This window comes from Streptomyces sp. NBC_01384, from assembly GCF_045040035.1.
Taxonomy (GTDB): Bacteria; Actinomycetota; Actinomycetes; order Streptomycetales; family Streptomycetaceae; genus Streptomyces.
This window is the reverse complement of the sequence record NZ_CP109559.1, coordinates 1,006,420-1,026,951: the sequence shown is the minus strand read 5'-3', so window position 1 is coordinate 1,026,951 and position 20,532 is coordinate 1,006,420. Positions and strand designations below refer to the sequence as shown.

Below are 20,532 nucleotides of genomic sequence, written 5' to 3'. Positions count from 1 at the left end.
GAAGCGAACCATGGCAGCAAGCACCATCACCGAGGAGTCGGCCAGGGAGATCGCCCTGGGCTGGTTCGACGCGCTCGACCGCCATGCCCCCGTCGACGAGCTGCTCACCTACCTCACGCCGGAGGGGCTGGTCATGAAGTTCCCCGAGGGGACCTTCAACGGGATTCCGGGCTTCCGGGACTGGTACGACGCGGTCTCCGTGAAGTTCTTCGACGAGGCCCACACGCTGACCTCCGTGCGGATCCTCTCGGGCTCGCAGCAGAGCGCGGAGATCGAGGTCGTCGTGAACTGGCAGACGAAGACCTGGACCCCGCCTCAGGCCCGCAGCGTCTGGCTCGGCTTCGACGCGTCCCAGACCTGGACGCTGGCCGTCCAGGACGGCGCCGTACGCATCACCGAATACGTCGTGGACGACATCACCCCCATGCCCGGCTCACCCGCCCTGTAGGACACGGCTGCGGACGTCGCCCACGCCCGCCGGTCGCAGCCGTACCGTGAAGGAGGCTCCATGTTCCAGGCGTCGCGCACGCTCGTTCTGCTCGCCCATCCGCACCTGGACCGCTCCCGTGTCAACGCGGCCCTCGCCGCCGTCGCGCGCGAGAGTCCCGGCGTCCTGGTCCACGACCTGTACGCCGCCTACCCCGACGGCGGCATCGACGTCGGACGGGAGCAGCGCCTGCTGGGCGAACACGACCTGATCGTCCTGCAGTTCCCCTTCTACTGGTACTCCGTTCCGCCGTTCCTGAAGCAGTGGCTGGACGAGGTGCTCCTGGAGGGCTACGCCTACGGCGAGGGAGGCGACGCCCTGCACGGCAAGACGCTCCAGGTCGTCACCACCACCGGAGGCCCCGCCGTCAGCTACGGCCCGACGGGCTACAACCGCTTCTCGGCCCGTGAGCTGTTGCTCCCGCTGGATGCCACGGCGCATCTGATCGGCATGGAGTACGCCGATCCGCTGCTCTTCCACGGTGTGCGGACCTGGACCGAACAGGATCTGGCCGACCAGGCCCGCCGGTACGGGGAGTTCCTCGTCGGCTCGGCCGCGCGGGCCGTGGCCTGACCCGGCCGGCCCCCCGACTCGGCCCACCGTCCCTCCCCCCGACGGTGGGCCGACGTACCGAAGTACCCCGGCCCACTTGCGGCAGCAGCGCCACCGCGGGAGCCGCTCGCCGAGACCCGGCCCCGCGGAACGTACACAGGAGTTCGTGGGATCGCCGACGAATGAGCCGGACGATCCGAGTGCAACGAGAGGACCTTCCATGAGCAAGCGCATCCTCGTCGTCCTGTCCGAATACGGCTACTGGGGCGAAGAGCTCATCGGCCCCCTGGAGACCTTCGACAAGGCCGGCTACCACCTCACTTTCGCCACCCCCACCGGCAAGCGTCCCCAGGCGCTGCCGCCGAGCATGGACCCCGACTACGTCGACCCGCCGCTCGGGCGGTCCGTCACCACGCCCCAGATGGCGGCGAAGGTACGGGCCGTCGAGGCGTCGGACCGGCTCGACAACCCGCTCGACCTTTCGTCCTGGCTGCCCGACCGGCCCTACCGCTCCAAGCCGTACTTCCTGCGGGACTGGGAGGCCTACAACACCCGGCTGGAGCAGGTGCGGAGCCAGATCGCGGACCGCTACGACGCGCTGCTGATCGTCGGCGGCAGCGGACCGATCGTCGACCTCGCCAACAACTGGCGGGTGCACGACCTGATCCTCGCCTTCCACGAGCTGCAGCGGCCCATCGCGGCCGAGTGCTACGGCGTCGCCTGCCTCGCCTTCGCCCGCGACCAGGAGGACCGCACCAGCATCATCAGCGGCAAGCACGTCACCGGTCACTGCATCGAGTACGACTACAAGGACGGCACCGGCTTCCTGGGCACCGACTTCGTGATCGGACCGCCGCCGTACCCGCTGGAGTACATCCTGCGCGACGCCACCGCCCCCGGCGGCGCCTACCACGGCAACTTCGGCAAGGAGACCTCGGTGATCGTCGACTACCCGTTCATCACCGGGCGGTCGACCCCGGACTCGTACCTGACCGGACAGAAGACCGTCGAGGTCCTCGAACAGGGCCTGCGGCAGTGGGGGTTCAAGACCTCCTGACACCCCCGGGTTCCCACGAGAGGTGAACACACCATGGACAGCAGGCCCGCGCGGACCGCGCTCCTGGAGCAGCTGCAGGCCGAAGGGGTCCGGTACATGTTCGGCAACCCCGGCACGGTCGAGCAGGGGTTCCTCGACGAACTGCGCTCCTTCCCCTCGATCCAGTACGTACTGGCCCTGCAGGAGACCACCGCCGTCGGCATGGCGGACGGCTACGCCAGGGCGACCCGCACTCCGGCGGTCCTGCAGCTCCACTCCGGGGTGGGGCTCGGCAACGGCATCGGCATGCTCTACCAGGCGATGCGGGGCCACGCGCCCATCGTCACCCTGGTCGGCGAGGCCGGACTGCGCTACGACGGGCTGGACGCACAGATGGCCGCCGACCTGGTCGGCATGGCGAAACCCGTGACCAAGTGGGCGACCCGCGTGGTCGACCCGGACTCCACGCTGCGCGTGCTGCGACGCGCCTTCAAGGTGGCCGGGACCCCGCCGTACGGGCCGGTCCTGGTGGTCCTGCCCGCCGACGTGATGGACCGGACCACCGCCGAAGCCGTCGTGCCCGTCTCCTACCCGGACACCCGCGCCGTGCCCGACGCGGAGACCGTGGCCAGGGCCGCGGCCCTGCTCGCCGGGGCGGAGCGTCCGCTGGTGATCGCGGGCGACGGCGTCCATTTCGCCGGCGCCCAGCCGGAGCTGGCCCACCTGGCCGAGGTATGGGGCGCCGATGTCTACGGCGCCGACTGGGCGGAAGTCAACCTCTCCGCCGAACACCCCACGTATGCGGGCCAGTTGGGCCATATGTTCGGCGAGCAGAGTCGGCGGATCACTGGCGTCGCCGACGGCGTCCTGCTGGTCGGCACCTACGCCCTGCCCGAGGTCTATCCGGCCCTGGACGGAGTCTTCGCCGAAGGGGCCCCGGTCGTGCACATCGACCTGGACACCGACGCGATCGCCAAGAACTTTCCCGTGGACCTGGGGCTCGTGGCCGACCCGAAGGGCACGCTCGAACTGCTCGCCGGGGCCCTGGAGCGGCAGTTGGGCGCCGGGCGGCGGGCGCGCGCCGAGGAGCGGCTGCGCCGGCGCGCCACCGAGCGGGCCGACGCGCTGGCCGGCGCCAAGGACCGCGACCGGTGCGCGTGCGAGGTACAGGGCCTGCCCACCGTCGCCTTCGCCCAGGAGCTCGCCCGTCAACTCCCTCGCGACGCACTGCTGTTCGACGAGGCGCTGACCGCGTCACCCGAGATCTTCCGGTACCTCCCGCCGACCGTGCCGGGCCAGTGGATGCAGACCCGCGGCGGCTCCCTCGGCGTAGGTATCCCCGGCGCGCTGGGCGCCCAGCTCGCGCACCCGGACCGTACGGTCGTCGGCCTCACCGGCGACGGCGGCAGCATGTACACCTTCCAGGCGCTGTGGACCGCGGCCCGCTACGGCATCCCCGCCAAGTTCGTCATCTGCAACAACGGCAGCTACAAGCTCCTGGAGAACAACATCGAGGAGTACTGGCGGGACCAGTCGATCGAGGCCCACGAGCAGCCCGAGATCTTCGACCTGAGCCGGCCACCGATCGACTTCGTCAACCTCGCCCGCTCGCTGGGCGTGGCCGCCGTGCGGGTCGAGAAACCGGGCCAGGCCGCGAAGGCCGTCGCCCAGGCGCTCGCCCACCGGGGCCCGTTCCTCGTCGATCTGGTGACCGCCAAGGGGAGGGACTAGCCGCCGTGCGACTGACCGGACACAAGATCGCCGTCCTCATGGAGAGCGACTTCTACGAACCCGAGATCCTCTACTACGGGCACCGCTTCCCCGAGGAGGGCGCCGAGATCCATTTCCTGTCCCGGCTGTGGGGCAGCGACAAGGTCACCTTCCACGGCCACGAGCACCGGATGCCCTTCGATGTCAGCGAGTCCTTCGAAGACATCGACGAGTTCGCGCTGAAGGAGTTCTCCGCCGTGATCGTCCCCTCCGGGATGGTCTCCGACCGGCTGCGCTACACCGAGGACCCCGACCGGCTGCCGCCCGCCGCCCAGTTCCTGCGCCGCGCGTTCGCCGACCCGGCGATCGTCAAGGGCATCATCTGCCACGGCATGTGGCTCGCGGCCCCCGTCCAGGGACTGGTGCGCGGCCGGCGCGCGGTGGTGCACAACAACCTGCTGGGCGATCTGCGGAACATGGGCGGCGAGTACGTCGACCAGGACGTCGTCGTCCACGACGACCTGGTCACCGCCCGTACCGGCGACCACTGCCACCTCTTCGCCCGCACCATCATCGACCTGCTCGCGACCCGCACGCGGCCGACCCCGACCGGGCGCCGCTGACGGGGAACGAACGGGGGAGGAGCGATCCATGACACCGGTGACCGGGCGCATCCCCGTCCTCGACGTCCGCCCGCGGGTGCGGGACGGGGAACTGCCCGCCAAGGCCGTGACCGGCGAACACCTCGACATCACGGCCACCGTCTTCCGCGAGGGCCACGGCGTTGTCGCGGCGGACGTCGTGCTGTGCGACCCCGCCGACCGTCCCGCCTACCGGGTACCGATGACCCTGGTCGACCCGGACGCCGACCGGTGGCACGCCACCGTGGTGCCCGACGCCGAGGGCCTGTGGACCTTCCACATCGAGGCCTGGGCCGACCCGCTGGCCACCTGGCGCCACGACGCCCGGCTGAGGATCGAGGCCGGCGTCGACACCGAACTCACCCTGACCGAGGGCGTGCTGCTGCACCGCAGAGCGGCGCTCGGCATGCCCGATCCGGACCGCCGGGAGGCGGTGACCGCGGCCGTCGCCGCGCTCCACGACACCCTGGGCCCGCCTTCGGCCCGGCTGTCCGCCGTCACCGACCCCCGGGTGACGGCCGCGCTGGGGCGCTACGCGCTGCGCGATCTCGTCACCGCCTCCCGGCCTCTCGCCCTGCGCGTCGAACGGCGGCGCGCCCTTGTCGGCTCCTGGTACGAGCTGTTCCCGCGCTCCGAGGGAGCGGTCGCCGAAGCGGGCCGACGGCCGGTGAGCGGCACCCTGCGCAGCGCCGCCCGGCGGCTGCCCGCGGTCGCGGCCATGGGCTTCGACGTGGTCTATCTGCCTCCCGTCCACCCCATCGGAACCACCCACCGCAAGGGCCCGGACAACGCGCTCACGGCGGGGCCCGGCGACGTGGGCTCGCCCTGGGCCATCGGCTCCCGGCACGGCGGGCACGACGCCGTCCACCCCGACCTCGGGACCCTGACGGATTTCCGCCGCTTCGTGGCCACCGCGCGCGACCTCGGCCTCGAAGTCGCCCTGGACTTCGCCCTGCAGTGCTCGCCCGACCACCCCTGGCTGACCGAGCACCCGGAGTGGTTCCACCATCGCGCCGACGGCTCCGTCGCGTACGCCGAGAACCCGCCGAAGACCTACGAGGACATCCACCCCCTCGACTTCGACTCCGACCCCGAGGGCCTGTACGCCGAGGCGCTGCGCGTGCTGCGCCACTGGATGGACCAAGGGGTGCGCATCTTCCGGGTGGACAACCCGCACACCAAGCCGGTGCCCTTCTGGGAGCGGCTGATCGCGGAGGTCAACGCCACCGACCCCGACGTGGTGTTCCTCGCCGAGGCGTTCACCCGGCGCGCCATGGTGCACGCCCTCGCACAGGCCGGCTTCCAGCAGTCGTACACCTACTTCACCTGGAAGAACACCAAGGAGGAACTGACCGAGTACCTGCCCGAACTCAGCCGCGCGAGCGCCGACTTCCTGCGGCCCAACCTGTTCGTCAACACCCCCGACATCCTGCACGCATACCTCCAGCACGGCGGCAGGCCCGCGTTCGAGGCGCGCGCCGTGCTCGCCGCGACCGCCGCTCCCAGCTGGGGTGTCTACGCCGGCTACGAACTGTGCGAGAACACCGCGCCGGCGGAGGGCACCGAGGACTACCTGGCCTCCGAGAAGTACCAGCTACGGCCGCGGGACTGGGAGCGCGCCGAGGCCGAGGGCCGGACCATCGCCCCGCTGATCACCCGGCTCAACCGCCTCCGCCGCGCGCATCCGGCCCTCCAGGAACTGCGCAACCTGTGCCTGCACCCGACCGACTGCGACCGGATCCTGGCCTACTCCAAGCGGGTGGCGCTGCCCGAGGGCGGCACGGACACGGTGCTGGTCATCGTCAACCTCGACCCGCACCACGCCCACGAGGCGACCGTGAGCTGCGACCTCGCCGCGCTCGGACTGCCCGGGGACGGCTCGCTCAAGCTGCGCGACGAACTCACCGGGGAGATCTACACCTGGGGCGAGTCCGCCTACGTACGCCTCGATCCGGCGCACCGGGTCGCGCATGTGCTGACGCCCGTGGAGTCGACATGAGCGGCGAGGGGACGAAAGGCCTGACGACCGGCGACCGGATGAACGGCGGGATCGACGGCGACCGGACGAACGACGCGGCCGCGGAGCGGATCCTGGGACCGCTGCTTCCGGCACTCGGGCCGTGGCTGGCCCGCCGCCGGTGGTTCGACGGCCGGGACGGCGCGGTCTCGCTGACGGCCCGCGCGGCGACGGTCGTCCAGGACCGGCCGCCGGTGCTGCTGCACGCCGTCGTGGCCGCGCACCGATCTGACGGATCGTTTCTGCCGTATCAGTTGCTGCTGGGGCTGCGCCCGAAGCTGCCCGCCGCCCTCGCCCACACGGCCATCGCCACGGTGCCGGAGGGCCCCTGGGCGGGCTGGTGGCTCTACGACGCCGTCGAGGACGGCGCCCTGCTCGGCGTACTGCTGCGGACCCTGGCGGGCGGCGGAGAACCCGGCGGGCTGCGCCTGGAGCGCACCACCCGCTTCCCGCTGCCGGTCGGCCTGGTGCCCAGGACGCTGGACGTCGAACAGAGCAACACCACCGTGTCGTACGGCGACCGCGTCCTGCTCAAGGTCTTCAGGCGCCCGGAACCCGGCCCGCACATCGAGGTCGACGCACTGCGCGCCCTCACCCGGCAGCGCTGCGCCCGCACCCCGCGTCTGTACGGGGCGGTGCGCAGCGACGCGCCGCATGCCGAGGATCTGGTGCTCGGGCTGGTCGAGGAGTTCCTGCCCGACGCGCGGGACGGCTGGCAGGAGGCGGTACGGCACGCGTCGGAGTGCGTCGGCGGCTCGGAGCGCGGGCCGTTGGCCGGGGGCGGGTTCACCGGGCACGCGCACAGCCTGGGCCAGGCCGTCGCCGAGGTCCACACCGCGCTGGGCCGGGCGTTCGGCCGCGCCCGGCTGACACGGGAGGACGTGGCCGAGGAGGCGGCCCGGATGAACATCCGCCTCAAGGAGGCCGTCGAGGAGGTTCCGGCGCTCGCCCGTTACGCGGGCCGGCTCGGCTCGCTCTTCGACGACTACGCCCGGCTGGCCGGCTCCGGCTGCCCCGTCTTCGTCCAGCGCACCCACGGCGATCTGCACCTCGGGCAGGCACTGCGCACGCCGGACGGCTGGCGGATCGTGGACTTCGAGGGCGAACCGGCCCGGCCCGCCGCCGAACGCGCCCGCCCGCACCCGGTCCTGCGCGACGTCGCCGGCATGCTGCGCTCCTTCGACTACGCGGCCCGCACAAGCCTCGCCGCCCTGCAGTCCGCCGACGCGGACGCCACGGCCACCCCCGTGCCCGCCTCTGCCTCCGCGCCCGCGCAGCGGCTGCGGCTGTCGCGTCGCGCCCATGCGTGGGCGGTCCGCAACCGGCGGGCGTTCTGCGCGGGGTACGCCGCCGCCGGACGGGACGACCCGCACTGTCACCCCGTCCTGCTCCGTGCCTTCGAGGCCGACAAGGCGGTCTACGAGGCCGTGTACGAGTCCCGCCACCGCCCCGGCCGGCTGCCGATCCCGCTGGCCGCCGTGCACCGGTTGGCGGGCACGGCCCGCTGACCCCGCCGCCCCCTCACTGGACAGGATGGTTCCCCGTGTCCGACGACATCCGGCTTTCCGATGCCGAGCTCGACCGACTGCTGGCCGGTGCGCACCACGACCCGCACGCGATGCTCGGCGCGCACCCGGACGAGGGCGGCGCCGTGGTACGGACGCTGCGTCCGCACGCCCGCCGGGTCACCGTGGAGACCGCACAGGGCGAACGTGGCGAACGGATCGAACAGACCGAACTCACCCACCAGCGTGACGGCTTGTTCGCCGGTCGGCTGCCGGGACCGGACGCCCCGCGCTACCGGTTCCTGGTGGCGTACGGCGACGAGGAACCGGTGGTGTCCGAGGACGGCTACCGCTTCCTGCCCACCGTGGGCGAGCTGGACCTTCATCTGATCGCGGAGGGACGGCACGAGCGGCTCTGGGAGGTGCTCGGCGCGCACGTGCGCACCCTCGATGGCGTGCCGGGCACCTCTTTCGCCGTGTGGGCGCCCCACGCCCAGGGCGTCCGGGTCGTCGCGGACTTCAACCACTGGAACGGGACAGGACACCCGATGCGCTCGCTCGGGTCCAGCGGGGTGTGGGAGCTGTTCGTGCCGGGTGTCGGCGCCGGTACCCGCTACAAGTACGAGATCCACACCCGCGACGGCCGGCTGCTGCAGAAGGCCGACCCGCTGGCCCGGGCCACCGAGCGGCCGCCCGCCACCGCGTCCGTCGTGCACGCCTCCGCGTACACCTGGGGCGACGCGGAGTGGATGGCCGGGCGCGGTGGCACGGGCTGCCACGGGGTGCCGCTGTCCGTGTACGAACTGCATCTGCCGTCCTGGCGGCCGGGCCTCGGCTACCGGGAACTCGCCGAGGAACTGCCCAAGTACATCGCCGAACTGGGTTTCACCCATGTGGAATTCATGCCGGTGATGGAGCACCCCTTCGGCGGCTCCTGGGGATATCAGGTGACGGGCTTCTTCGCACCGACCGCGCGGCTCGGCGATCCCGACGATTTCCGCTATCTCGTGGATGCGCTGCACGGGGCCGGAATAGGCGTGATACTCGACTGGGTTCCCGCCCATTTCCCGCGCGACGCATTCGCGCTCGCCCGCTTCGACGGGGAGCCGCTTTACGAACCCGCCGACCCCCGGCGTGCCGAGCATCCGGACTGGGGCACCCTCGAATTCGACTACGGCCGCCGCGAGGTCCGTAACTTCCTGACCGCCTGCGCGGCGTATTGGTGTACGGAGTTCCACGCCGACGGGCTGCGTTTCGACGCCGTCGCCTCCCTGCTCTACCTGGACTACTCGCGCCCGGACGGAGCCTGGCTCCCGAACGTGGACGGCGGCCGGGAGAACCTGGATGCGGTGGCGTTCCTGCAGGCCACGACGGATCTGGTGCGCCGTGCCGCACCGGGGGCGATCACCGTGGCCGAGGAGTCCACCGCCTGGGACGGGGTGACACGGCCCACCTACGAAGTGGGCGACACCGGCTTCGGCGGGCTCGGATTCGACCTGAAGTGGAACCTGGGCTGGATGCACGACTCACTGGGCTACCTCGCCCGCGACCCCGTGCACCGCGCCCACCATCACAACGAGTTGACATTCTCCATGGTCTATGCACACACGGAAGCCTTCCTGCTGCCTCTCTCGCACGACGAAGTCGTCCACGGGAAGGGCGCGTTGGTGGCGAAGATGCCGGGCGACTGGTGGCAGAAACGCGCCACGCTCAGGGCCTATCTGGGCTTCATGTGGGCCCATCCGGGCAAACAACTCCTGTTTATGGGGCAGGAATTCGGCCAGGGCAGGGAATTCGAACACGAATGCGGACCGCAGTGGTGGGTGCTCGACGAACAGTGGCCGGCGCACGAGGACCACCGGGGCATCCGGGCGCTGGTGCGCGACCTCAACCGCGTCTACACGAGCACGCCCGCCCTGTGGGAACTGGACTGCCGGCCGGAGGGCTTCGCCTGGATCGACGGCTCCGACGCGGCCGACAACGTCGTGTCCTTCGTACGGAGCGACGCGCTCGGCCGGCCGCTCGTGGCCGTGTGCCACTTCTCCCCGGTGGTGCGCGCGGGCTACCGAGTGGGCCTGCCGGCGGGCGGGACCTGGACGGAGGCGGTGAACAGCGACGCCGTGGCGTACGGCGGCAGCGGCGTCGGCAACGCCGGCGCGCTCCCCGCCGAGCCGGTGCCCTGGAACGGGTACACGCACAGCGCCGTGCTCACGCTGCCGCCGCTGGCGACGGTCTGGCTGCGGCCCGGCGGGGAGCCGTCTCGAGCCGGGAAGGTCAGGGACGGTGCTGATCGATGAGCGTCGCGCTCGGGTCGCGGGCCGGAACCATGCCGGCGGCGGAGAGCGCCCGGTCGTAGGCCTTGAGGGCCTCGGAGGCGTTGCCCTGGCGCTGCCAGAGGTCGCCGAGGTAGCGCCAGTTGAGGGCGACCTGGTGGGACGGCGGGAACTGGCGCAGCTGCCGGGTGGCGGCCTGCAGGCACTGCACCGCCTGCTCGACGTCCCCGCGCAGCAGATGTATCTCGGCCAGCGTCCCGCGCGCGGCCACGGCCTGGATACGGGACTCGCTGCCGGTCAGGCCCAGGGCCCGCTCGGCGTGCGCCGCCGCCTCGTCCCAGTGGCCGAGCATCGCGTCGGCGTCGGCGAGGCCGATCTCGCACAGTGCCAGCTCCGGCGCGTTGCCCACCTCGGCCAGGAGCTGCTGCGCCTCCTCCAGGAGCTGCTTGCCGCGGGCCGGTTCGGGCTCGTCGACCTGCAGCAGCAGCGAGCCGTAGTTCATCTTGAGCATGGCGAGGTGGCGCAGGTTGTCGTCCTCGGACATGAGCGCCAGCGCGCGCTCGACCAGCGCCAGTGCCTCGCTCAGCTGGCCGCGGGAGCGGGCCACGAGCCCGGCGTTCCAGTAGACGGCGCCCCGCGCGGCCCGTGCGCCCTGCTTCTCGGCGGCGTCGATGAGCTTGCGGCCCATCAGATGGGCCCGCGCGAGGTCGCCGCGCAGATGGTACGAGCTCATCAGGGTGGCGCCGAGCTGGATGTGGTCGACGGTGACGTCCAGGCCGAGGGCGTCCAGCTTGGACATGGCCCGCTCACCGACCTCGATGCTGAGGGTGATGTCCCCCACGTTGCGATAGCAGCGGCACAGGGCGACGGCGGTCTGACACCACTCGGCGGACCCGGCGGCCAGATCGGGTTCCCGGTGGAGATCGTCGAGGACCGCGATCGCGGCCTCGATGCGGTCCAGCTTCTCCAGGGCGGTGGCCTGCCCGAGCCGCGCGCGCCGTGTCATCGCCGGGTCCAGCAGCGAGGGGTTCGACAGGAGTTCGCTGAGTGCTTGCAGGGCCTCGCCGTTGCTGCCGTTGCGCAGGGCCATTTCACCGAACGCCAGGCGCAGCCGCGCCTCTTCCAGTTCGTGGTCGTCCCGCCCGGTGCGCAGGAACTCGACGGAGCACTCCAGTCGCTCCGCGAGTGCGCTGAGCACGGCGTCCGAGGGGACGCGCTTGCCCGACTCGATCAAGGAGATGTAGCTCGCCGATATCTCCGTCGATGCCAGGTCCTGCTGTTTGAGTCCACGTTTGCCGCGCATCAGCCGGATGCGCTCGCCCAATCCTACGGCCGTGGAGGTCTCCAGAGGGTCCATGTGAGCTCCTTGGGGGTGGCTTGACCACCAGGATGACAGATCAAAGTTACCAGTAAGTCGATGTCGGGCCAATGGAGTTGGCCGGGCTCGTACGCGCACGCGGGGGCGCACGGACTGATGTGTCATGAGCTCCCATGTCCGCCGGCGTTCCCTCGAATTCGATGCGGATATAGATATTCCGTTTATCGAGATCGTCCTTTGCTAAAACCATGCTTGACTGAAGCTGTCACTTCTAGTTGACTCATTGAGTCAAAGCACCACTTCAGTTATTCCCTGAAGGGGGAGATTTCATGGGCATCAAAATAATGGCGCTCATAGCAATCGTCGTCTTCGCAGGCGGACTTGTGGTGAGCGGAATGTGGATGAACAGTTCTGGAGCCTCTACGCATCACGTCAACCGCCAGATGGCGAATTCCAGTGGCACAATTGGCGGCTGCTGCTGAGCGGATTCGGCATACGGATTCCGCGCGGCCGATCCAGGGAGGACGGGTGACTGTGGCGGTACGGGAGTCGCGCACAGCTGCACGTGGTATGTCTGTGGGGGCCGAGCGCGCCTTGTCCGAGGTGAGGGACGGCGGCGCCCGCTGAGCAGACGACCGGGGGGTGTGGTGGCGGAGGAGACGGTGGCCGCCACCACACCCCCCGGTCCGTTTCCGGTCGCGAGCGTCGCGTGCGCGGCCGACCAGGTCGGCGGCGGCGCTCTTCTTCATTCCCGGGACACACCGCGATGTTAGGCTCCCTCGGCGCAATGCCCAGGAAAACTCCGGTAGTTGACGATTCGGACGCTTCAGGAGGCAGAGGGGTGCATCGGCTACGGCAGTGGCTCGCGGGGGCAGCGGCCTGGGGGATGGCGGCGATCGTCGCGGCCGGGTGTACCGTCTCCTCCGGCTCACCGGGGCCGGGCCCCAGCCGCGGAGTCCTTCCGGCGTACGGGACGTACGACATCAACGCCCAGCCGGTACGGAAACTGCGCGAGGGCGGCAGCCTCGTCCTTCCCGTCGCCCAGATGGTCACCCAGTTCAACTTCCATCATGCCGATGCGGCGGTCGACGACGTCTGGACCATCGACACCATGACGGAGCCGCGGCTCTTCCTCCGCGACGCCGCGGGCGAGCCGCACCGTGTGCCGGAGTACCTGACCTCGGCCACCGTCACCTCCACCTCGCCCCAGGTGGTCACCTACCGGCTGAACCCACGCGCCCGCTGGTCCGACGGAAAGGCGCTGAGCTGGCGGGACTTCGCGGCCCAGTGGCGCGCCCTGGGCCGTGGCGACCAGCGCTACCTCGTCGCCGATCCCACGGGGTACGACCGGATCGAGGAGGTGGGCCCGGGAGCCGGGACGCACGAGGTGCGCGTCACTTTCAGAGAGCCGTTCACCGACTGGCGGGAGCTGTTCACCCCGCTCTTCCCGGCCGCCGCGTACAGCACCCCTGAGCAGTTCGACTCCGCCTGGCGGGAGGCACTCCCCGTCACCGCGGGCCCGTTCAAGCTCGACTCGGTGGACCGGACCGCGCAGACCGTCACCCTCGTACCCGATGCGAAGTGGTGGGGAAGCAGGCCCCGGCTCGACCGGATCGTCTTCCGCTCCCTGGACCCGGACGCCGCCCTGCAGGCCTATCTCAACGGCGAGGTGGACGCGGTCAACGCGGCGACCACCGAGGCGTACCAGCGGCTGCGTACGGCCCGGGACAGCGACATCAGGATCGGGTCGGCCTGGGACGAGGTGCACATCACGCTGAACGGCGCCGGCGGACCGCTGGCCGACCGCGCCGTGCGCAACGCGCTGCAGCAGGCGGTGAACCGCCCGGCACTGGCGGACGTCGCCGCCGAGGGGCTGCCGGTGAAGGTGCCGCTCCTGGACAACCACTTCTTCATGACCAACCAGCCTGGGTACGCCGACAACTCCGGCCGCTACGGAACGTACGACCCCGAGGCCGCCGCCCGCACCCTCCAGCGCGCGGGCTGGAAGACCGCGGGCGAGGGGAAGCCGCGCGTCAAGGACGGGCGGGAGCTGCGGCTGCGGTTCGTGCTGAGCGAGGGCACCAACCGCCTCGGCCTGGACCTGGCCGAGCTGATCCAGCAGATGCTCGGCCAGGTCGGCGTCCACGTCGACATCCAGAAGGTGCCCCCCGAGGACTACGGGCCCCACTATCTGAACGAGGGCAACTTCGACCTGGCGATCTTCCGCTTCACCGGACAGACGTACCCGAGTTCCGCCTACCCCGTCTACCGGCAACCGGTGGGACAGCAGGTGTTCGAGAACTACGGGCGGGTGTCCGACCCCGAGGTGGACCGGCTGCTGGGGCAGGCCGTCGGCACCCTCGACACGCAGGCCGCACGGAGCCTGTACAACCGTGCGGACGCCGAGGTCTGGCGGCTCGGCCACGACATCGAGCTGTATCAGCGCCCCCAGCTCCTCGCGGTCCGAAAGGGCTTGGCGAACTACGGCGTGCCGGGCCTCGGCGACGTCGACTTCACCAAGGTCGGCTGGATGAAGTGAGCGCCCGCGGGCGGCGAACGCCGCGGCGGCCCCGTACGGACCTGCCGTACGGGGCCGCCGCGGCGCTCACACGCCGGTTTCGCTGAGCATCCTCTCGTCGGCCTGCTGGCGCACCATGTCGAAGCCGAGCGCCGCCGAGGACAGCGTCACATGGTGGTGCCAGCCCCGGAAGGAGCGGCCCTCGAAGTCGCCGAGGCCGAACTCCTCGTGCATCCGGCCCAGGGCCTCCTCGGCGAACCGCCGCAGCTGCGCCAGCGGGACCGTCTCCGCGAGCCTGCGGGCCGGCAGATTGGTGAGCCAGTAGGCGCGCGGCTGCGGCCGCCCGTACGGCCAGTCGGCCAGCAGCAGCCGGGGCCGGGGCGCCGGGCCGCTGCCCAGCCGCCGGTCCTGGTCCGAGCGCAGCAGCACCGGCACGGTGAGAAACTCCGACTGCCGCATCCGCTCGGTCACCGGATCGTGCCAGGCGACCGAGGTGCGCTCACCGTGGCGTGCCGCGTGCGCGGCGAGTTCGGACATCGTGCCGCGCGCGCCCGGCATCGTCGCGCACTGGCGCGGCAGCATCACCGGCGTGTGCGGCGACACCTGGACGAGATAGCCGAGGCCCCTCGCCTCGAGGCCGCGCAGCAGCGGGTCGACGTCGTTCTCGCAGCGCCAGTCGGCCAGCACCGGCAGCGGCTCCAGCGACCAGTCGTCGAGCATCTCGTCGATGGCTTCCAGGACGTAGCGCCAGCGGGGGCGGCACCGCTCCTCGTCCGGGACGTGCGCCGCGCCGCGCAGCCGCTCGTCCCGGTCCCAGCGGGCCGGCAGCACCAGCCGCCAGTTCACCGGGACACCTCCGGCGTGCCCCACGAGCGAGGCGGCCAGGGCCAGTTGGCAGTTGACGGTGCGTTCCTGCGAGGCGGCGTACTGGCGGGCCACGCCCACCGAGCGGTCGCCGTTCTTGATGAAGACGACCTCGTCGACGGACCAGGCCTCCGCCCGGAAGGCCTGCGCCATCTGCCGCGCGAGCTGCCCGCGTACGGGACCGGAGGCCCAGGGGCTCTGGTTCACGAACTGCTGGATCTGCTGAACGGCCCGGTGCCCCAGTACCTGTTCGGAGATACGGGCCGGGGTCTTGCGTCCGGGCACGTCGAGCAGCCCGCGCACATACACCTCGCCCCAGCGCCGCTGGTCGGCACGGGTGAACGCGCCGAACAGGTCTCCGCAGTACGCCGGGAGGTCGACCGTGGGTGCGGACGGGGCGCGCAGGGTGCGCACGGGCGGCCGGGGAACGGTAAACGTCGCGAGATCATTCATGGTTGCAGTCGTCACCACCCTCCAACAGGAACGCGTCCGTAGCGAGGAGAGCGTCCGCGACGTCCGGCAGCGCACAGCCGACGATCACGAAGTCCACCTCGAGCCCTGCCTTGGTGCGCTGGAACAGCAGCTCGTTGATGGCGGGTCGGCACATCTCGGTGACCTCGCACAGATGGAACTCCACGCGCAGCGGATCCGTGGCCATCACTTCGGACAGGACCCGGCGGAACTTCCCCAGTTCGACCGCGTCGATGACCCCGTTGCAGTTGATGTGGGCGGTGCCGCCGTCGAACTCCGAGCGCATGCGCAGCCGCATCTGGGCCGGTTCGATCTCCACCCGCACCCGCACCGGATCGGCGCCGCGCGGGAGTACCACCGTCAGGTCCTTGGCGTCGAAGTTGTGGTACGGGGTGCCGTCGACCCACACCCGGGTCAGCTCGACCGAGCCCGCGGGCAGCAGGTCGGGCGCCACGCGCAGCACCCGGCCGGGCAGATCGTCCGGCCGCGGCCGGAAGTGCAGGATCACCGGGTCGTTGCTGAGCAGCAGGCCTGTATAGGTGGCGGCCAGATAGCACAGCTCCAGCGAGTGGTAGCCGGCCATGGCGTGGCTGCCCTTGAGCCGCTCGGTGCCCAGCAGGTACGGGATGCCGTTGGCCAGCACATTGAAGTACACGCCGCCGTCCTCGTAGTCGAGGAAGAAGGCGTTGTAGAACGCCGCGGCCTCGCGCGCGAGGCGCAGCTGGTCGGGGTTCCCGCTGGTCCCCGCGAGAATCAGATAGGCGAGGATCGCCTGTTCCTGCTGCCACCAGGCCTTGCGGTCGTGCCAGACCATGCGGTGGATGCCGCTGTCCGGGTCGGGCTGTCGCTCGACCACGTCGTACCAGCCGCCGCGCAGTCCGTCGCTGCCCACCGCGGGCATGATGGTGGCGATGTGCTCGGCCGTCGTGCCGTACTCGGGCCGGTCGTGCAGGGACTTGATACGGGTGAGGTTCCAGGCGATCTTGAGGTTGTGGCCGACGACCGCACGGTCCTGCTGCCAGCCCCAGGTGCGGTCCGGGCTCCAGTCGCAGTGGAACCGTTCCTGCACGAAGGGACTGTTCAGCTCGTCGGGGAAGCGCTCGACGATGGTGTCCGCGGTCTCCCGCAGGAGCTCGGCGAAGTCGGGGCGGCCGGTGGCCAGATAGGCGTTGATCAGATACGCGGGGGCGTGGTCGCCGACCGAGTTCCAGTTCTTGCGGGACCGGTTGCGGCCCAGCGAGTCGGCGCCCGGGTCGAGGTTGATCGGGTCGAGGTGGGAGAAGAACCCGCCGTGCTCGGGGTCGCGGAAGAACCGCTGGAACAGCGCGACCGTGCGGTCGATGTCGTTCAGGATCCGCGGATCACCCGTGATGCGGAACGTCTGGGTGGGCCCCGCGAGCGCGTAGATCTGCTCGTACATCGGGATCGCGTCGAAGTCGTCCCCGAACTCGGAGGCGAACACCTTGCGGTGACCGGACGAGGTGATGTCGATGCCGTGGTACCAGTAGATGATCTCGTCCTGCTGGTCCTCCACGCGCATGTGTTCGCGCAGGTACTCGGTGCCGCTCTCGGCCGCCTCCAGGAACCGGTCCTCGCCGGTGAGCAGATAGGCGGTGGCCAGCCCGTACACCAGGCGCGAGATGGTGTCGGTCTCCTGGCGTACGTCCGCGCCGTCGAAGTCCGGCAGATGGGTGCCGCTGAGGGTGAGGTGGGTACGGAAGTTGCGCCAGTCGTAGACGCCGTCGGGGAAGTGGCCCCGTAAGTAGAAGTCGGCCACGGCGGCGGCCTGGCGCACCCACCAGTCGGGGTGCTCGAAGACGTAGTGGCCGCGGCTCTCCTCCGGGAACGTGATCTCCTTGGCCTCGAACCGCGAGCCGTTCTCCCATTCGTAGAAGATGCCGTACGCGAAGAGGTAGCGCCCTTCGGCCAGCATGTCGACGGTGTCGGACGTGGTGTCGCGGTAGGGATCGCCGAGGTTGCGGACGATGCGGGAGACGGCGCCGGGCGGCAGATGGACCGTGAACTCACGGTCGTCCGAGGTGCGCAGACCGAAGCGGCGGCGGGTGGGACTGTAGTAGGTGACATAGCCCGCCAAAGTGTCGGAAGTGATACGTCGTTGGGCAGGTGCACTCATCGTCGGATGCCCTTCTCGTCAGGCAAAGCCGCCAGCAGGACGATGCTGCGGCCTTGGGCATGGAAGCTGTGACCGTCGATCAACTCCTCTTGTCCGGGCGGCAGGACGTCCTGCGGGCCGGGACGGGATGTGTCCAGAACGCGGTGCCAGCGGTGACCGCGGATGCGGGGCAGCTCGAAGTCGAGGCCCAGGTGGTACATGTTGAGGATCAGATGGAGATCAGGGTCCTCGCCGAAACCGCCATAGGTGCAGGCCAGCACCCGGGCGTGGGTGTCCTCCCAGCCGGGTCGGTCGAGCCGGGTGCCGTGCCAGGTGATGTCCGGCAGCAGCCGGGCACCGAGCCGCTCGGAGAAGAAGCGCGGTTCGCGGAAGGTGCGGTAGCGCTTGCGGAGCCCGATGACACGTCGGGTGAAGAGCAGCGTCTCCTGTTCCTTCTGCGCCTGGTTCCAGTCCAGCCAGGAGGTCGGATTGTCCTGGCAGTAGGCGTTGTTGTTGCCGTCCTGGCTGTTGCGGAACTCGTCGCCGGCCAGCAGCATCGGCACTCCGCGGCTGAGCATGAGCACGGTCAGCAGGTTCTTGATCTGCCGCACCCGCAGCCGCTCGACCCCGGCGTCGTCGCTGGGGCCCTCGACGCCGCAGTTCCAGCTGTAGTTCTCGCCCGCGCCGTCCGCGTTCGCCTCGCCGTTGGCGTGGTTGTGTTTCTTGTTGTAGCTGACGAGGTCGTTGAGGGTGAAGCCGTCGTGGCAGGTGATGAAGTTGATGCTGTTGGTGGGCAGTTCGTCCTGCGGGTCGAAGAGGTCGGCGGAGCCGCCGAGGCGGGAGGCGATGTCCCCGACGAGTCCGGCGTCTCCGCGCACGAACCGTCGTACGTCGTCCCGGAACGGCCCGTTCCACTGGGCCCAGCGCTTACCCGGGAACCGCCCCACCTGGTAGAGCCCGCCACCGTCCCAGGGCTCCGCGATGATCTTCGTCTCGGCGAGCACCTGGGAGAGTTCGATCGCCCAGAGCGCGGGCGGCACCGCCATCTCGTAGCCGAGCGGCCCGCGGGACAGCTCGGAGGCCAGGTCGAAGCGGAATCCGTCGACGTGGTGCTCGGTCACCCAGTACTCCAGGCACTCCAGGATGAACTTGGTGACCATCGGGTGGTTGGCGTTGACCGCGTTGCCGCAGCCGGTGAAGTCCATGTAGTGCGAGCGGTCCTGCGGCCACAGGTGGTAGTACGCCTCGTTGGCGGCGCCCCGGAAGCTGATCGTGGGACCGAACTCGTTGCCCTCACTGGTGTGGTTGAAGACCACGTCGAGGATGACCTCGATGCCCGCCTTGTGGAACGCCTTGACCATGTCCCGGAACTCGGTGATGTGGGTGGCGAGATGGGGGCTGGAGCAGTATCCGGTGTGCGGGGCGAAGAAGCCGTACGGGTCGTAGCCCCAGTAGTTGCGCAGCGCCTTGCCGTCCGGACCGGTGCGCAGCACCTGCGTCTCGTCGAAGTCGAAGACCGGCAGCAACTCGACGGCGGTGATGCCGAGTTCCTTGAGATGGGGGATCTTGTCCAGCACGGCCGAGAAGGTCCCCGGGTGGGCGCTGCGGGAGGTCGGTGACGCCGTCAGGCCCCGTACGTGCATCTCGTAGATGACCGTCTCGGACATGGGGGTGCGCAGGGGGGTGTCCCCCTCCCAGTCGTAGTCGTCCGCGTCGGCGACCAGGCTGCGCATGCAGTGCTCGACGTTGTCCCCGGGACCGATGGCGTGCGTGCGCTCCCAGCGGCTGTTGATGTTGGCGCGCGCGTACGGGTCGAGCAGCACCTTGCGGTGGTCGAACCGGGTGCCGAGGGAGCTGGTGTCGTGCGGGCCGTCCATCCGGTACGCGTAGACCTGGCCGGCGCCGATCCCGCGCACATGGCAGTGCCAGAAGTGGAAGTTGCGATGGCGGTCCGGACTGAGCCGGATGGTGCGGTACGGCTGCGGACTGTCGCAGTGTTCGAACAGCAACAGGTCGACCCGGGTGGCGTGTTCGGAGAAGACGGAGAAGTTCACGCCGTCGTCGTCCACGGTCGTGCCCAGCGGCTGCGGGCGGCCGGCGGTGACGTCCGACGGGCGTTCGCCGTGCTGTCCGCTCACACGTCCTCCCTGGTCCGCGCGGAGGGTCATCTCGTTCGTCATGGAATCTGTCATGTTGTTAAGTGGAGTGTCATATGAAGGGGCAGGCTGCCGTGATGGAGGGTCATGCCAGGGCCGCCCTGGCGGGTGCGAGGCCGTCCCTGCGGAGCCCGGCGAACAGTTCCTCCCAGGGGACCGGGGCGGTGTCGGGCCCCGGCTCGCCGCGCATTTCGAAGGTCAGGCCGCGCGCCGAGGGGGAGTAGAGCGACTGGACGCAGGCGTCGGCGACCTGCGGCCGCGTCACGAACCCGTCGCCCACGTCTCCCTGGTCCAGGTGGAGTTGGCCGTGGTCCGGCTCGTCGGTGAGCCAGCCGGGGCGGATCACCGTGTAGGGCAGCCCGGAGGAGCGGACCGCGTTCTCGCCGGCCAGTCGCCAGTCCAGCATCCGGCCGTAGGCGTTCATCGGGTGGTCGCGGCGGGTCACATGGCGCTGGCTGACCAGGACGAAGTGCGGACTGCCGGGCGCCTCGCGCAGGGCGTCGAGGACGTTGCGCACCCCGGAGTGCAGGGTGGTCTCGGGACTGTCGGGGCCGCTGGCGTCGGTGCCGGGTTCCACGCTGTAGACGACGGCCGCGCAGCCGTGCAGGGGGGTGCGGACGGTCGCGCTGTCGCGTACGTCGGCCGCGAAGAACTGGGCCTGGGGCGGTACATGGCGCCGGGCGCGCGAGGTGCTGCGGCCGACGACCCGGACGCTCTCGCCGCGGGCGATCAGCTGCCGCGTGACGAGCCGGCCGACCCGTCCGGTGCCGCCTATCACTGCAATCGGGCTGTCCATGGAGGTCTCCAGGGGAAACGGGTGGGGGGCGAAGGGGGGATGGGGGGATGGGGGGATGGGGGGGATGGGGGCGGT

14 protein-coding genes are annotated in these 20,532 nt (G+C 70.5%); 9 read left to right on the top strand and 5 right to left on the bottom strand.

The window, feature by feature from the left end; genetic code table 11:
- Positions 1-10: 10 nt before the first annotated feature.
- The 8 genes from OG747_RS04425 (at position 11) to glgB (ending at position 10,245) form a co-directional block, all read left to right on the top strand.
- Positions 11-448, top strand: a complete 438-nt coding sequence (locus OG747_RS04425; protein ID WP_405877957.1) for a nuclear transport factor 2 family protein — start codon at positions 11-13, stop codon at positions 446-448.
- A gap of 60 nt (positions 449-508) precedes the next feature.
- Positions 509-1,060, top strand: coding sequence for an NAD(P)H-dependent oxidoreductase (locus OG747_RS04420; RefSeq protein ID WP_405877956.1), 552 nt, complete (start codon positions 509-511; stop codon positions 1,058-1,060).
- Between the two features lie 199 nt (positions 1,061-1,259).
- Positions 1,260-2,096, top strand: coding sequence for a type 1 glutamine amidotransferase domain-containing protein (locus tag OG747_RS04415; protein WP_405877955.1), 837 nt, complete (start codon positions 1,260-1,262; stop codon positions 2,094-2,096).
- A gap of 33 nt (positions 2,097-2,129) precedes the next feature.
- Positions 2,130-3,806, top strand: coding sequence for a thiamine pyrophosphate-binding protein (locus OG747_RS04410; protein WP_405877954.1), 1,677 nt, complete (start codon positions 2,130-2,132; stop codon positions 3,804-3,806).
- 5 nt (positions 3,807-3,811) lie between these two features.
- Positions 3,812-4,408: a DJ-1/PfpI family protein gene (locus OG747_RS04405; protein WP_405877953.1), complete on the top strand. Its 597-nt coding sequence runs from the start codon at positions 3,812-3,814 to the stop codon at positions 4,406-4,408.
- A gap of 28 nt (positions 4,409-4,436) precedes the next feature.
- Positions 4,437-6,425 carry an alpha-1,4-glucan--maltose-1-phosphate maltosyltransferase gene (locus tag OG747_RS04400; RefSeq protein ID WP_405877952.1) on the top strand — a complete coding sequence of 663 codons (1,989 nt, stop codon included), beginning with the start codon at positions 4,437-4,439 and terminating at the stop codon, positions 6,423-6,425.
- Positions 6,422-7,951: a maltokinase N-terminal cap-like domain-containing protein gene (locus tag OG747_RS04395; protein ID WP_405877951.1), complete on the top strand. Its 1,530-nt coding sequence runs from the start codon at positions 6,422-6,424 to the stop codon at positions 7,949-7,951. The genes OG747_RS04400 and OG747_RS04395 overlap by 4 nt, the downstream gene beginning before the upstream one ends.
- A 110-nt stretch (positions 7,952-8,061) precedes the next feature.
- Positions 8,062-10,245, top strand: a complete 2,184-nt coding sequence (gene glgB / locus OG747_RS04390) for a 1,4-alpha-glucan branching protein GlgB (RefSeq protein WP_405885445.1) — start codon at positions 8,062-8,064, stop codon at positions 10,243-10,245.
- On the opposite strand, the gene OG747_RS04385 is transcribed toward glgB, so the two are convergent.
- Positions 10,223-11,578 carry a tetratricopeptide repeat protein gene (locus OG747_RS04385; protein WP_405877950.1) on the bottom strand — a complete coding sequence of 452 codons (1,356 nt, stop codon included), beginning with the start codon at positions 11,576-11,578 and terminating at the stop codon, positions 10,223-10,225. The two genes, glgB and OG747_RS04385, sit on opposite strands and share 23 nt — an antisense overlap.
- 802 nt (positions 11,579-12,380) lie before the next feature.
- Here OG747_RS04385 and OG747_RS04380 point away from each other — a divergent pair.
- Positions 12,381-14,078 (top strand): ABC transporter family substrate-binding protein, encoded by a 1,698-nt coding sequence (locus OG747_RS04380; protein ID WP_405877949.1) that lies wholly within the window; start codon positions 12,381-12,383, stop codon positions 14,076-14,078.
- Between the two features lie 66 nt (positions 14,079-14,144).
- Here OG747_RS04380 and OG747_RS04375 read toward each other — a convergent pair whose 3' ends face one another.
- From OG747_RS04375 to OG747_RS04360, 4 genes are read right to left on the bottom strand one after another with little or no spacing between them, the layout of a single operon-like run.
- On the bottom strand, positions 14,145-15,374 hold the full coding sequence (locus OG747_RS04375) for an IS701 family transposase (protein WP_405877948.1): 1,230 nt from the start codon (positions 15,372-15,374) through the stop codon (positions 14,145-14,147).
- The gene (locus tag OG747_RS04370; protein ID WP_405877947.1) at positions 15,367-17,526 is read right to left on the bottom strand and encodes an AGE family epimerase/isomerase; all 2,160 of its coding nucleotides are present in this window, start codon (positions 17,524-17,526) and stop codon (positions 15,367-15,369) included. Before OG747_RS04370 ends, OG747_RS04375 begins: the two co-directional genes overlap by 8 nt.
- Positions 17,523-19,697: a glycogen debranching protein GlgX gene (gene glgX / locus OG747_RS04365; RefSeq protein WP_405877946.1), complete on the bottom strand. Its 2,175-nt coding sequence runs from the start codon at positions 19,695-19,697 to the stop codon at positions 17,523-17,525. Before glgX ends, OG747_RS04370 begins: the two co-directional genes overlap by 4 nt.
- A gap of 49 nt (positions 19,698-19,746) precedes the next feature.
- Entirely contained in the window at positions 19,747-20,457 is a 711-nt protein-coding gene (locus OG747_RS04360; protein ID WP_405877945.1) for an SDR family oxidoreductase, read from the bottom strand.
- Positions 20,458-20,532 lie beyond the last annotated feature (75 nt).